At 38.2% G+C, this 14930-nt stretch carries 10 protein-coding genes and 1 tRNA gene; 6 read left to right on the forward strand and 5 right to left on the reverse strand.

Annotation, left to right across the window (positions count from 1 at the left end):
• Nucleotides 1-94 precede the first annotated feature (94 nt).
• From HW278_RS00465 to HW278_RS00475, 3 genes are all read right to left on the reverse strand, one after another.
• Nucleotides 95-182 (reverse strand) — tRNA-Ser (locus tag HW278_RS00465).
• Between the two features lie 157 nt (nt 183-339).
• A complete protein-coding gene (rho, locus tag HW278_RS00470) occupies nt 340-1989 on the reverse strand; it encodes a transcription termination factor Rho (RefSeq protein WP_178976595.1) in 1650 nt (549 codons plus the stop codon).
• 210 nt (nt 1990-2199) lie between these two features.
• Entirely contained in the window at nt 2200-3159 is a 960-nt protein-coding gene (locus HW278_RS00475; RefSeq protein WP_255493664.1) for an IS30 family transposase, read from the reverse strand.
• 314 nt (nt 3160-3473) lie between these two features.
• Between HW278_RS00475 and HW278_RS00480 the strand changes: the two genes are divergently transcribed.
• The 6 genes from HW278_RS00480 to HW278_RS00505 all read left to right on the forward strand — a co-directional run bounded on the left by HW278_RS00480 (nt 3474) and on the right by HW278_RS00505 (nt 9799).
• Nucleotides 3474-3701, forward strand: coding sequence for a hypothetical protein (locus HW278_RS00480; RefSeq protein WP_178976597.1), 228 nt, complete (start codon nt 3474-3476; stop codon nt 3699-3701).
• Nucleotides 3702-4275: 574 nt separating this feature from the next.
• Nucleotides 4276-4857, forward strand: coding sequence for a MarC family protein (locus tag HW278_RS00485; protein WP_009422166.1), 582 nt, complete (start codon nt 4276-4278; stop codon nt 4855-4857).
• A 93-nt stretch (nt 4858-4950) separates the two neighbouring features.
• On the forward strand, nt 4951-5742 hold the full coding sequence (kdsA, locus tag HW278_RS00490; protein ID WP_002672353.1) for a 3-deoxy-8-phosphooctulonate synthase: 792 nt from the start codon (nt 4951-4953) through the stop codon (nt 5740-5742).
• A complete protein-coding gene (locus tag HW278_RS00495) occupies nt 5742-7151 on the forward strand; it encodes a CCA tRNA nucleotidyltransferase (protein WP_053580693.1) in 1410 nt (469 codons plus the stop codon). Before kdsA ends, HW278_RS00495 begins: the two co-directional genes overlap by 1 nt.
• 68 nt (nt 7152-7219) lie before the next feature.
• Nucleotides 7220-7999, forward strand: coding sequence for a carboxypeptidase-like regulatory domain-containing protein (locus tag HW278_RS00500; protein ID WP_178976598.1), 780 nt, complete (start codon nt 7220-7222; stop codon nt 7997-7999).
• A 93-nt stretch (nt 8000-8092) separates the two neighbouring features.
• On the forward strand, nt 8093-9799 hold the full coding sequence (locus HW278_RS00505; protein WP_178976599.1) for a phospho-sugar mutase: 1707 nt from the start codon (nt 8093-8095) through the stop codon (nt 9797-9799).
• A 171-nt stretch (nt 9800-9970) separates the two neighbouring features.
• Here HW278_RS00505 and HW278_RS00510 read toward each other — a convergent pair whose 3' ends face one another.
• Together HW278_RS00510 and HW278_RS00515 are read right to left on the reverse strand one after the other, a co-directional pair.
• Nucleotides 9971-11548 carry a RagB/SusD family nutrient uptake outer membrane protein gene (locus HW278_RS00510; RefSeq protein WP_111972438.1) on the reverse strand — a complete coding sequence of 526 codons (1578 nt, stop codon included), beginning with the start codon at nt 11546-11548 and terminating at the stop codon, nt 9971-9973.
• 12 nt (nt 11549-11560) lie between these two features.
• Nucleotides 11561-14896 carry a SusC/RagA family TonB-linked outer membrane protein gene (locus HW278_RS00515; protein WP_178976600.1) on the reverse strand — a complete coding sequence of 1112 codons (3336 nt, stop codon included), beginning with the start codon at nt 14894-14896 and terminating at the stop codon, nt 11561-11563.
• Nucleotides 14897-14930: the final 34 nt, after the last annotated feature.

Consider the following 14930-nt stretch of genomic DNA (forward strand, 5'->3'; position numbering starts at 1 on the left):
TAAAAGCCTATTTTTTTCTTATATCAGAAAAGGCTAAAACAGAAACAAACGTTCTATTTTAGCCTTAAAAATAATTTTATCAACATTCTGACTTTGGCGGAGAGAGAGGGATTCGAACCCCCGGAGGTGTTACCCTCAACGGTTTTCAAGACCGCCGCATTCAACCGCTCTGCCATCTCTCCAAGTGCACAATCACAATTGTTTTCTCAATTATGCGGGTGCAAAGGTACAACTATTTTTATTATCTGCAAATTTTAAAAGCAAAAAATTACATATTTTTTCTCTCCTTTTTATAATTTATTGTTTTACAGATACGAACTTTATTGCCTTTGTAAAAAACTAATTGTTCATCGTTGCCAAAAACTCTTCGTTATTGCCCGTTAGCTTAATTTGTTTTTCCATAAATTCCATCGCCTCTATCGGGTTCATTTCTGCCAAATACTTGCGCAATACCCAAGTGCGATTAAGCGTATTTTCATCAAGCAACAAGTCATCTCTACGAGTAGACGAAGCTATTAGGTCAATAGCTGGGAAAATACGGCGGTTCGAGATACGTCTATCCAATTGTAACTCCATATTACCCGTTCCTTTAAATTCCTCAAAAATTACCTCGTCCATCTTTGAACCTGTCTCAGTAAGAGCCGTAGCGATGATAGAAAGAGAGCCGCCGTTTTCAATATTACGTGCTGCTCCGAAAAAGCGTTTAGGTTTGTGTAAAGCGTTAGCATCTACCCCACCAGTAAGCACTTTTCCCGAAGCTGGTTGCACTGTGTTATAAGCGCGAGCCAAACGGGTGATAGAATCCAACAATATAACCACATCGTGACCACATTCTACCAATCGTTTTGCTTTTTCAAGTACAATATTAGCTATTTTCACGTGTTCGGTAGCTTCCTTATCAAAAGTCGAAGAGATAATCTCTCCTCGCACACTGCGTTGCATATCAGTTACCTCCTCAGGTCGCTCATCAATCAAGAGTACCATTAGGTACACTTCGGGGTGATTTTTGCTAATGGCATTCGCAATATCTTTTAAAAGCATTGTTTTACCCGTCTTAGGTTGTGCCACTATCATACCGCGTTGTCCTTTCCCAATAGGAGCAAAAAGGTCTATCAAGCGAGTAGAAACAGTAGAGCCTTTGCCTGCCAACTCAAATTTTACATCAGGGAAAAGAGGCGTAAGGTGTTCAAATAGTACTCGGTCGCGCACCACTTGGGGGTCAAGTCCGTTTATCTTTATAACTTTTAGTAGCGGATAATACTTTTCGCCATCTTTAGGCGGACGCACTTCTCCATATACAGTATCTCCTGTTTGCAAGCCAAAAAGTCGTATTTGTGAAGAAGATACGTAAATATCATCAGGTGAAGCCAAATAGTTATAGTCCGAAGAACGCAAAAAACCATAACCGTCAGAAGTGATTTCTAAAACCCCTTCACAATCTACCACGCTGTCAAATTCAAAATCGGGGGCGCGATAACGGTTTTTCTTTTCTTTATCAAAATTCTCATTATTAACAATAGTATTACCATTGTTCACATTTTGATTGTAATTACCATTATTGCCATTGCCATTTTGTACAGGGGAACTGTAGTTTTTTGTTGGAGTAGCATTATTCTGATGATTGTTAGAAACCACAGAAGTAGTGTTTTTCTTCTGATACGTTTTAGATTCATCTGCCGAAGAAGCCTTTTTAACGGTTGGTGTTTTTGAAGTCTTTTCTTGTTTAGAACTGCCTACTTTTTGAGGTACTTCTATTTTCTTTTTACGACTGTTTTTTTTGGGTTCAATTGTGTTCTCAGTTGTAATAATAGGAGAATTGTCTTTTTGAACTTCTTCTTTTTTGTTGGGGAGTTCTTTTTTTTGATTTTTTAGAATTAGGTCTATGAGTTCAGGCTTATTTACATACCGAAATTTAGGTATATCCAAATGTTTTGCTATTTCCTGTAACTCAGTTAGCTTTTTAGATTTTAACTCTACAATGTTAAGCATTTTAAATAGTTATTATTAAAGTAAGTGATTTTTTTCAGTAGTCAAGATAAGTGAAATTCCTCTTTTTATATAGTTAAGATGGGATATTATTGAAAGTATTTTTTAATCAGAGGTACTGAAATCGGGTGCAAAGATATAAAACATTTAGCAATTAGCAAATTATTTTCTTTTTTTTATTGTCCCGCCAATTCCTTTATCAAGTGCAATTTTTCAGATTACTTTCTGATAGAATAAACCTTTTAGTTTTTCAAAATCTAATACTTTTCTTGGTCTATTATTAATTTTATATTGATATTCTTTAATTTCTTTATCTGTAATATCTTTAAAATCAGTGTTTTTTGGTATGTATTGCCGTACAAGACCATTGGTGTGTTCACTAAGACCTCGCTCCCAAGAACTATAAGGATGAGCAAAGAAAAATTGTAGACTCAATTTCTTTTCAACTCGCTTAAAATCAGAAAATTCATTACCATTGTCAGCAGTAATTGTCTTTATATAGTTTTTGTAAGGCAAGGTCATATCTATAAGTTCATCTGCTAATGATTTTGCTTTCTTTCCTTCTTTTAACTTTTTCATAAATAACATTTTAGTAGTCATTTCAACCAATGTAAGTATCGCTCCTTTATTTCCTGCTCCTACAATTAAATCTATTTCCCAGTGTCCAAACTCTGTTTTCTGACTTATAACCTCAGGACGTTCTTCAATAGACTTTTTATCTTCTACTTTCTTTTTACAAGTGTACAATGCCCTACTTCTATGCTTAAGCTGATGACGAGTGTGTTTGTATAGTTCGCCTCCGTTTTCTTTGTCTTGGTGAATGAAATTATAGATAGTTGTTTTTCCAACCATTGGTATTCTATTTTTTTTACAATACCCTACAATTTGCTCAACAGACCACTGTTCTTCAGTGATATGCTTAATAACAAAAACTTTCATTTCTTTAGTAAATTTACATTCTTTCCTAAAACGTTCTTTACGCTCTTCTGAGATTTCTTGAGCTACTTTTGGACTGTATTTTCCTGTCTTTGTTTTGTTTCTTGACAGCTCTCGACTGACGGTAGAGGGATTACACTCTGCATAAAGAGCAATATCTTTTTGTTTGATTCCGCTTGCTTTTAAAGCAGAAATTACCGACCTTTGCACCAAATTTAAATGCTTATATTCTTTCATTGTCATTTACAAAGAAAAGCATTTATTTTGAAAGAGAAAAGACTTTTATAGTTTTTTCTCTTTTTTTATTTCTCAAAGGGTTGCCCCTTAGAGGCAAAACCATCTGAAAAATAAAAGTTTTACTAAAATTTACTACTTAAAATTGCAATTATTAGTGGAACTTACATACCATTACTGTATTCTATTTATTAAAGACAGGTAGTGCGAGCCGCACAGACAGGTGCGAGCCACACAGGCAGGTGCGAGCCGCACGGGTAGGTGTAGCACGACAAGCAGTCGTAGCACAGCGAGCATTTTGGGGGTGAAATTAATTAATGATGAAATTAGGAGAGGAATACACAAAACTTGTAGGAAACTTACAGGATAATCGAACAATAAGTGGCTCTACAGTGGGTCTACAGTGGCTCTACAGTGGGTCTACAGTGGCTCTACAGTGGCTCTACAGTGGCTCTACAGTGGCTCTACAGTGGCTCTACAGTGGCTCTACAGTGGCTCTACAGTGGGTCTACAGTGGGTCTACAGTGGGTCTACAGTGGGTCTAGAACGAATAAAAGACGAATGATGAATAAATCTAAGTTAAAGCTAAAAGATAGATAAAAAGAAGGTTATTAGTGGATTTCAACTTTGCCAAAGTTTGAAACTTGGGCAAAGTTCATACAAAAAACGGTGCAAGATACAAGGACAGATAGAGAAAAGACGAGTGAGAAGCCCCCGAACCCCCGAAGGGGGACAAGCCTTAAAGAGAAATTGGTAAAGGCTATCGGTCTGAAAGACAAGACTTATTTGAAGATAGAGCGAAACTGAATCAAGTCTAAGGAAAACAAAAGACGGTGCGAGCCACAAGAGCAGATAATGAAATAACGAACAATGAACGAACAAAAGACGAACAAAAGACGGTGCGAGCCGCACGGGCAAATGAACAAATGACGAACAAATGATGAAGGAAAGATGAGGCTATGATAATTGTAAAAAAGCGTTTTTATCGTATTATGATGTAAGTGAAATAGAGCTTTTAGTTATATTGAAATATTGGTAAATCAATTAATTAACAAATTGGGAGATTTTTTTTTCATCGTTCGCAATTATTTTAGTACTTTTGCACAAATTTTTTAGATTATGAATTTCGATGTAAAGGAGATTATCTCTGCTACTATGGTGCTCTTTGCGGTAGTTGATATTATCGGGAGTGTGCCTATCATTATTAATCTGCGCAAAAAAGCAGGACGTATACAATCTGAGAAAACAGCTATTGTAGCCGGTATTTTGCTTATTCTGTTTTTATTTATAGGCAAGCAATTACTCAATTTGTTTGGAGTAACGGTTGAGGCATTTGCTGTAGCTGGGGCATTTATTCTCTTTTTTCTCGCCTTAGAGATGATTTTAGGAATCACCCTCTACAAAGGTACTACGCCTGAGACTGCCTCTATTGTCCCTTTGGCTTTCCCTATGGTGGCAGGAGCAGGGGCACTCACTACTGTACTCTCCCTTAGGGCAAAGTTTTATGTAGAGAATATTATAGTGGCAATCCTCATTAATATGATTATTGTGTATGTAGTGCTTAAATCTTCGGAGAAAATAGAGAAGTTTTTAGGCAAACAGGGCATTACCGTAATTCACAACCTTTTTGGAGTTATACTTTTAGCGATTGCAGTAAACTTGTTTACTACTAATATTAGGGCGATGTTATTTGGGCAATGATGAATGATAAATGACAGTACGAACCTCACCGACAAATAAAAAATTACGAAAAAGCTACTAACCTCAAAGAATTATAACTAACAATTAAACAAAATGATAAACAAAGAAGATAATTTCTTTCTCTTAGCGGGACCTTGTGCTATAGAAGGGGAAGATATGGCGATGAAAATTGCTGAACATATAGTGAATATCACTCATAAACTGAATATATCCTACATTTTTAAAGGAAGTTTTAAGAAAGCCAATAGGAGTCGCGTAGATTCGTTTACGGGCATAGGCGATGAAAAGGCACTAAAAATACTCCAAAAAGTAGGGCAAACCTTTAATGTTCCTACTGTTACTGATATTCATCAGGTGAGCGATGCGGCGATGGCTGCCGAATATGTAGATGTACTGCAAATACCAGCTTTCTTGGTGCGCCAGACTGATTTGGTGGTGGCAGCAGCCGAAACGGGCAAGGTAGTGAACTTAAAAAAAGGTCAGTTTATGAGTCCTGAGAGTATGCAATTTGCCGTGCAAAAAGTATTTGATAGTGGCAATGAAAAAGCGTTGATAACTGACCGTGGCACGATGTTCGGTTATCAAGACTTGATAGTAGATTTTCGAGGAATTCCGACGATGCGCAAGTTTGCTCCTGTAGTAATGGACGTTACGCACTCGCTACAACAGCCTAACCAAAGTAGTGGGGTAACAGGCGGTCGCCCAGATATGATTGAAACCATTGCCCGCGCTGCTATTGTGAACAATGCCGACGGACTTTTTATTGAAACCCATTTTGACCCTGCTAATGCCAAAAGTGATGGGGCAAATATGCTACATCTCGACCTCCTTGAAGGTCTTTTAACGCGTTTGGTTGCCATTCGCAAAACAATTAACGAATTTTAATGAACTATACTGAAGCGCTTTCTAATCCTATTTTTAAACTCATAAGCGATATTTCAGCTGAGATATCGGTTGAAAGTTACGTGATTGGGGGCTTTGTACGCGATTATTTATTAGAGAAAAAACTTCCCAAAGACATCGATGTAGTATCAATCGGTAGTGGTATTTCGTTGGCTGAAAAAGTAGCTGAGCGATTGCCTAATGCTCCTAAAGTATCGATATTTAAAAACTTTGGCACAGCAATGATTAAAGCCGATGGCTTAGATATTGAGTTTGTAGGGGCGCGCCGTGAAAGCTATGAGGCAAACTCACGCAAGCCTTATGTAGAGAGTGGCACGCTACAAGACGACCAAAACCGTAGGGATTTCACTATCAACGCAATGGCTTTCTCTCTGAACAGAGATACTTTTGGCGAGCTTATCGACCCTTTTGACGGCTTAGGCGACTTAAAACGAAAGCTCATTCGCACCCCCTTAGACCCTGATATTACTTATTCAGACGACCCTTTGCGTATGATGCGTGCTATCAGGTTTGCTACCCAACTGAATTTTAAGATTGAAAAGCAGTCGCTAAAAGCTATTACTGATAATAAGGAACGGCTAAAAATCATCTCGAACGAGCGTATTGTAGAGGAACTGAACAAGATACTCGCTTCGCCTAAACCTTCTATTGGACTGAAATTGCTGTACGAAACGGGCTTGTTGCACTATATCCTCCCAGAACTCATTGCCTTGCAAGGGGTGGAGGAACACGACGGACAACGCCATAAAGATAACTTTTGGCATACCTTAGAAGTGGTGGATAATATATCAGAAAACACCGATAACCTCTGGTTACGCTGGGCTGCGCTCTTACACGACATTGGCAAAGCACCTACCAAACGCTTCGACAAGAAGATAGGTTGGACATTTCACGGACACGAGTTTGTGGGGAGCAAGATGGTATATCACCTCTTCAAACGTTTGCGAATGCCTCTGAACGACAAGATGAAATACGTGCAGAAAATCGTAAAGATGAGTTCGCGCCCTATTATCATCGCTGATGATATTGTTACTGATTCGGCTGTACGCCGTTTGGTATTTGATGCTGGAGAGGAGTTTGAAGACCTAATGACCCTCTGCGAAGCTGATATTACTACTAAAAACCCTAAGAAATTCAAAAAATATCACGACAATTTCCAGATAGTACGCCAAAAGGTAGTGGAAGTAGAAGAGAAAGACCACATTCGCAATTTCCAACCTCCGGTAAGCGGTGAAGAGATAATGCGGACGTTCAACTTACCTCCTTCACAACCGGTAGGAATGCTAAAAGAAGCGATAAAAGAAGCGATTTTAGAGGGGAAAATTCCTAATGAATACGAGGCTGCCAAAGCCTTTATGATGGAGAAAGCAAAGAAGATGAAATTGATTTAGAGGTGCGAGGTGCACAGGCCGTGTGAGCCACACAGGCAGGACGAGCCGTACAAGCGATTAATTTAGTAATGAAATTATGGTTTTTCATATTATTGCTGATGAGTCCGCTTTTGATGAGGGGGCAAGAAATGACGCGTATCAGAGGAAAAGTATTCTACAACAATGCGCCTTTGGAAGGGGTGCATATTCAAAACATAGACAACCAGCACTATACTACTACCGATGCTGAGGGGTCTTTTTCGATAGACGCTACCAAAGGACAGAGCTTAAAAGCTACGTATGTAGGCAAGAAAACACTTTACCACAGCCTTACACAAGTGGATTTACAGCGATTGGTTGTTTTGAAAATGACTGATATTACTATTGCATTAGAAGAAGTGAGTGTTACTGAAAAACCTAAGATTACTGCTCAGAGTTTGGGTATTTTACAACACACTCCAAAAGAACGCACTTGGGAAGAGAAACGGAAGTACGCTAATACAGATATTCTTCAAATAGACAAACTCACTCTCTACAAACTACTAGTAGGAAATGTGAGTTTTAACTTCAATGCAATTATCAACCACCTGAACGGAAAAGCAAAGATTATAAAGCAACAAGTTATCAATGAAAAGAACCTAAGGGTGGCACATTACATCGTAAATGAGATGAGCAACTACCTCAAAAATGAACATCACCTAACGGAAGAAGAAATAGGCACCTTGGCTTTCTATGTAATGGAAAAACCCGAAGCACACCGGCTTGTAGAGCGAAAAGACAACAAGCAATTAGAGTTTATGTTATACGAATGGTGGAATGAATTAACTAATTTACAGAAAGAAGAAACAAAAAAAAATGTTAATAATTAATTGTTATTTAATAATTAATTTGTACCTTTGCTAACGAAAAACAACGCTGATAAAATATATAACAAGAGTCAGCCTCTATATAAAATTAATTTTATGAAAAGTATTGAAACAGCAAAAATGTGGCTTTCTGACACTTTTGATGCAGAAACCCGCAACAAGGTTCAAGCCCTCATCGACGGAAATCCCGATGAGCTCAACGAAGCCTTTCACAAGAACTTAGAGTTCGGTACTGGTGGTATGCGCGGTATTATGGGAATCGGTACTAACCGCATCAACAAATACACGTTAGGCAAAAATACCCAAGGATTGAGCAACTACCTCAAAAAATGCTTCCCTAACCAAGAGATTAAAGTGGCTATCGCTCACGACTGTCGCAATAACTCTAAGAAGTTTGCCAAAATAGTAGCCGATGTGTTTGCGGCTAATGGCATAAAAGTATTCCTCTTCTCTGACCTCCGCCCTACCCCAGAGCTTTCGTTTACAGTACGCTACTTAGGCTGTCAAGCGGGTATCGTGCTTACCGCCTCTCACAACCCCCCAGAATACAACGGTTATAAAGTGTATTGGGAAGACGGCGGACAAACTGTACCGCCTGAAGATGGCGATATTATGAAAGCTATTGAAGCAATTGACTTCAAAGACATCAAATTCAACGCCGATGAGAGTCTTATTCACTATATCGACAAAGAACTTGACAATGCTTTTGCCGAAGCATCTATCAAACACGGGGACTTCAATGCTCCTGAGAAAGACAAGCTAAAAATTGTATTTACTTCTTTGCACGGAACGTCTATCACTATGGTACCCGATGTGCTCAAACGCGCAGGCTTTACTAATGTACACATCGTAGAAGAACAAGCTGTACCTGATGGTAACTTCCCAACTGTAAAATCACCTAACCCCGAAGAGCCCGAAGCTCTTACGTTGGCACTCAAAAAAGCAGACGAAATAGGAGCTGATATCGTAATAGGTACCGACCCCGATTGTGACCGAATAGGTATAGCCGTTCGCGACCTTCACGGCAAAATGGTCCTACTTAACGGTAACCAAACAATGGTAATGATGACCGATTTTCTCTTGGCACAACAAAGCAAAAAAGGCTTTAAAGGCAATGAGTTTGTAGCTTCTACTATTGTTTCGACTCCTATGGTTCACGCAATTGCTAATGCTTACAAAGTGCAATACAAAGAAGGACTCACGGGCTTTAAATGGATTGCCAAGATGATAAAAGACTTCCCTAAGCTCACTTTCATAGGCGGTGGAGAGGAAAGCTTCGGTTATATGGTTGGTGATTTCGTACGCGATAAAGATGCCGTAACTGCGACCCTATTGGCTTGTGAGATTGCTGCATTTGCTAAAGCTAAAGGCAGTTCGTTCTACAAAGAATTGCTACACGCTTATACTAAATACGGATTCTACAAAGAGTACCTCATTTCCTTAGTGAAAAAAGGTATTTCGGGCTCAGAAGAGATTGCTAAGATGATGAAAAACTTGCGCGAAAATCCGTTGAAGGAAATTAACGGAGAAAAAGTAACGCTGATTTGCGATTACCAATCGTCTAAGGCATTCCACCCACTTACTGGTAAAGTAGAAGATATAGACGTTCCTAAATCGAATGTGCTCATCTACCACACCGATAAGGGTACCCGCGTAGCAGCACGCCCCAGCGGTACAGAGCCTAAGATTAAGTTTTATTTCAGTGTAAATACATCTTTGAGCAGTGTAGACGCTTTTGAAGCAACTCAAAAGGTTTTGGACGGAAAAATCCAAAAGATAGTAGAAGAGTTGAAATTAAAATAGTGAACCACTCTATATACTCTATATAGAGTCCGCAAATAGACAGTACCTCTGCATTCAACAATTGAATGCAGAGATACTTTTTTTGAAGAAAGAAATATATAAAACAGAAAACAGAGCCCCTCTTACAAGGAACTCCGTTTTCATCTTCAATAAAGCTAAAAATCTTTATCTTTATTTGTAACCAGGTGTTTGAGTAACGAGTGTATCTCTGCTGATAATATCAGAATTGATAGGCCAAAGTAGCTTATGTGCTTCTGTATTTTGGTTCAGTATAGGCTCTACATTGCCCGCCACTGTACCATAACTTGCCTCTTTTGAAAATACAAGAGGTTTACCAGAAGCATCTTGTAGACGGCGAACATCAAACCAGCGTTTAGATTCGGCTACAAACTCTTTATCACGTTCTTTCAAGATAGCTAACTCACCATCAGCAAAGTTAGTATGTGTATACGCATTAGCTGAAGTATAATTTGAACCATAAGCCCTCTGTCTAATTTGGTTGATATAAGTAGAGGGGTCAGAGCCTTGCTTATTAGCTATCTCAGCATACATCAACAGTACATCGGCATAGCGGTATACAGGTATATCATCAGAGAAAACACGAGTGTTCGCTGAGTTTATAAAGCCTATATATTTAATGAGAGCTATCCCTCTCCCTTGTGTTTTAGCTGCATTAGAGTAGAACGATAGGAATGTAGTAGCTCTACGGGTATCAGTAGCATCAAAAGCCTGAAACAATTCAAATTTATACTCATTGAATAAGAACCCTGACTGAATCTTCAAGGGGTCGTTATTAGGAAAAGCTTTCCCAGTTTCATCGTATTTATTGATAAAATTGGGTGGATAATACATAAATGAGTTGAACGGAGTACTTGCTTCATTTTCTAAAAAAGCCATTGCAAATATAATCTCATTATTTTGCTTTTTATTGTAAGCAAATACATCGGCATAGTTAGGCAAAAGACTAAATTTACCTGAACTAGCTACCTTGTCTAATGCTTCTTTTGCAGTGTCTAAATCAGATGCAGAAGGAACTTGGTCACCAGTAGTGACTTTGGCTGACCAAAGATAAATCTCAGCTTTGAGCATCAAGGTAGCATAATATGACCAATGTATTCTATCAAAATTATTCACTCTGTTAGAATCTGTAAAATATTTTTCAGAGTTATTAATATCGGTCTTTATGAAATCTAAAGTAGCTTTTGGAGTACTGCGAGGCGTAAATAATTCTTTACCACTACTAGGCGTCTTGTCTAATATTTCAGTTCCAGTTTTAATGGGTACACCCCCATAGGTTCTGTAAAGCCAAAAATAGTACCACGCACGCATTCCGTACATTTGCCCTAAATAATAATTCTTATTGGTTTCACTTAAATAATTGGCTTCTTGAATATTCTTAATAGCATTGTTGATATTAAAAATCTTTCCATAAAAGTCAAACCAAGAACTGTTATTAGGATTTTGAGCAGAAAAGTTCTGTATTTTTATATCGGAATAATATATATTCTGCTCTAATGATGACGTACCACCGGGCACCATAGTACCTCCACGTGCTTCACCCATTATCCAATAGTTAAAATCATTACTCCTAAATTGGTTATGCACTCCCTCGATAGCTCCTACTACTTGAGCTTCATTTTTCCAGAAGTTACCACTACCATTATAGTCCTCTGGAACAAGGTCTAAATCATTACAAGAGACTGTAAGTAATAGCCCTGCGATAATTGTTATATATTTTAAAACTTTCATATGTTGCATTTTTTAAAAGGTTAGATTTAATCCTAAGATAATAGTCCTTGGCAATGGATAGCCTGAGTTTGATTGTCCCAAAGCCTCAGGAGAATAAGTTTCGGCTTTAGTAAGGTAACCTAAGTTCTGACCTATCAAAGATAGCTCTAAATTATCAAGTCCCATTTTACTAACTATATCTTTTTGGAAATTATAACTAAGAGCTATCTCACGGAAGGCTAAGTAACTTCCTTCATAAATAAACATTGTTGAACTACGGTAGTAATTACGTTTACCAAGCTGGTCAGCCCAATAATATTTAGGATATTTAGCAGTAGGATTATCGGGTGTCCAAGTATCATTTACCTGTTTAACAGTGTTAAAAGTACCTTGCATATTACCTAAGTACCAAGGTAATGAGTTACCTATTGAGATACGCTGTTTGAAGTTGAGCGCATAGTCCATACGAGCAGAAAGTCGAATATTTTTATAACTTAAGGTAGTATTGATACCTCCTGTCCATTTAGGGTAAATATTACCAGCTTTCACTAAGTCATAATTATCAATTTTACCATCTCCATTCACATCTCTCCAAATTACATCTCCAGGCTGGATAGGAAGTCCTTTTTCTTTTTCAGCATCACTTAGTCTTGCCCAAGCGGCAGGCCCGTATAGCTTTTTAGATCCGGTTTCATCAACCAAATTATCAGCTAAGCGTCTTACTTGTTCTTCATTTTGGTATATACCTAACGCTTCGTGAGCATACATATCACCAGGCTCTTGCCCTTCTTGATAACCTCCTACCCATTCTTTTTCACCTGTGGTAGGATTATAGACCTCAATAGCATCTTGCCTATTATTAGGGTAACCGTTATGAGGTAGTTTTACTACCGTATTTTTGTTATAAGCAGCATTTATCGCTAAACTCCAATGCAAATCATTCTTATCAATAATCCGGAAGTTGGTTTCTATCTCTACTCCTCTGTTTCTGAAAGACCCATTGTTAGTATTGATAGCAGAAGCTCCTGATGAGTGTGGAAGTGTCATTGACTGTATCTTATCACTTGTCAAACGATCGTACAATGTAAAATTAGCATTGATACGGTTTTGGATAAAACCTAAATCTAATCCAACTTCAAAGGTACGCGTTTTCTCCCAACGAAGTCCTTTATTAGGAAAAGTACCTATGACATAGCCTACTGCCCCATTGTACTTATTAGTGCCATAAGAACCTTGTAAGGTATAATCACCTATAAATTTGTCAGGTACATTACCATTCAAACCAAAACTGGTTCTGAGTTTTGCAAACGAAAGTACTCGTTTTATATTGTCAGGGATAAACTCTTCACGGGTGATAATCCAACCCAGAGAAGCTGCTGGGAAGTTACCCCAACGATTATTAATCAATCGAGAATATCCATCACGGCGAATAGTAAATGAAAACAAATACTTATCAGCATAGTCATAGTTTAAACGTCCAAAATATGATTTGATTCTATTGCCATAATGATATGAATCTATCCCACGTTTACCTTCTTTATTAGAAGTCAAACCTAAGTCTTGGAATTCATCAGTAGGTGCTTCTGAGCCTGAAGCACTAAGCCCGCGTGTATAGCTGTCGTAGTACTCATAACCTGCCATAGCATCAAAGTGATGAGATTTTATGTCAAACTTGTAGTTTAAGATACTATTATAAGTTTGGCGTATAGTTCTTCCAAAGCTGGCTGAAGTACTTCTAGTTCTACTCCAGTTGTTAGCTGCTTTACCTGGTGAGGTTTGGTGGTCTTTATTAAAACTTTCATAATATTCTTCATCAAACATCACTTGTCCACTCACTGTTAATGAAAGTCCTTTGTACAAATCAGCTCTAAGACTTTGTCCGAAATTAATTTTATTGGTATTATTATCACGGAGAAATATATTTTCATAAAAACGTGGGTTACCGTCACCTCCTCCACGTCCCATTACTATCTGCCCATTTACTTTTTCTTTTTGAGTAGGGGGAGCTGAAAGCATACGTCCAAAATAAGCATCATCTGCAGAAGTATTCACATTTTTATACCAAGTAGCATAGGCTATTGAGAAGTTGCTGGTGGAAGTAAGCCAAGGTTTTAACTTATACTCAGCGTTCAAAGTACCAGTGAGTCGCTTATACCAACTCTTGATAGGCAAACCTTCTTGGTTATAATAGCCCAAACCAGCATAATATTTTCCTTTGTCATTACCTCCTGTCATTGATAACGAATAGTCTCTAGTAAGAGCAAAAGGACGGAAAGCTGCCTTTTTGAAATCAAAATCATAAAAAATAAGCTCTTTACCTGTAATAGGATCCGTCATCGTTTGCCATCCTTCTGAAAGAAGTTTTTGTTTTTGAGAAGGCGAAAGGCTTTCTGAGAACATAGTAGACCAATATGAATTAGCACTTTCATTAGGATTTAATACCGTATCATCGGTCATACTTTTGAAGTGTATATTACCAGTACCGTAAGGTTGTGCACCACTTAAACTCGCTTCGTTAGTAAATCCTTTCCAATCACCTGAAGCATTTTGCCATACACGGGCACTATTACGTACCGCTGTACGTTGCCAATAAAGATAATCACGTGCATTAAGAAACTCCACTTGGTTATTCATATAAGCAAATCCGTGCTTCAATTTTACATTCAGTGACGAAACACCTAATCTACCTTTTTTAGTAGTTACCAATACTACCCCATTGCTAGCTCTTGCTCCATAAATAGCAGTAGCACCAGCATCTTTTAATATATCCATTGATTCAATATCATCGGGGTTGATGTCATTCAATCCCCCTCTGATTTGTCCATCTATGATAACAAGGGGTGAGCCTGAACCATCAAGATTAGTACCTCCACGAAGTACTAAGGTAGGAGCAGCTCCTGGACTTCCTGAAGTCTGTGCTACCCTAAGTCCGGCCACTGCTCCTGAAAGAGCTTGAGCAGGGTTAGAAAAAGAACCGGTTGATAATACTTCTGTTTTCACTGAAGCAATAGAACTCGTTACTTTTGCTTTCTTTTGTGTACCTCCATAAGCAGTAAGCACTACTTCTTCCAATACATTCGCTTCTTCCTTTAACGACACATTAATAGGGCGACTACCTGTTACTCTTCTCTCTTGGGTAGTATATCCTACAAAGCTAAATACAAGAATATCACCCTCCTTTGCAGTGAGGGTATAGTTCCCTTCAAAGTCGGTCTGGGTACCGTGTGTGGTACCTTTCACAACTACAGCAGCACCTGGCAACGGCATTTCATCAGAAGAAACCGTCCCTTTCACCATTATCTCTTGTGCCCAACCTATTGTGGTAAAAAACAACAAGAAGAATACATTAAATAAATACTTTTGCTTCATTACTTTAATTTTTACTGATTGATTTTATAAATAC

Source organism: Capnocytophaga sp. oral taxon 902 (assembly GCF_013394735.1).
Classification (GTDB): Bacteria; Bacteroidota; Bacteroidia; order Flavobacteriales; family Flavobacteriaceae; genus Capnocytophaga; species Capnocytophaga ochracea.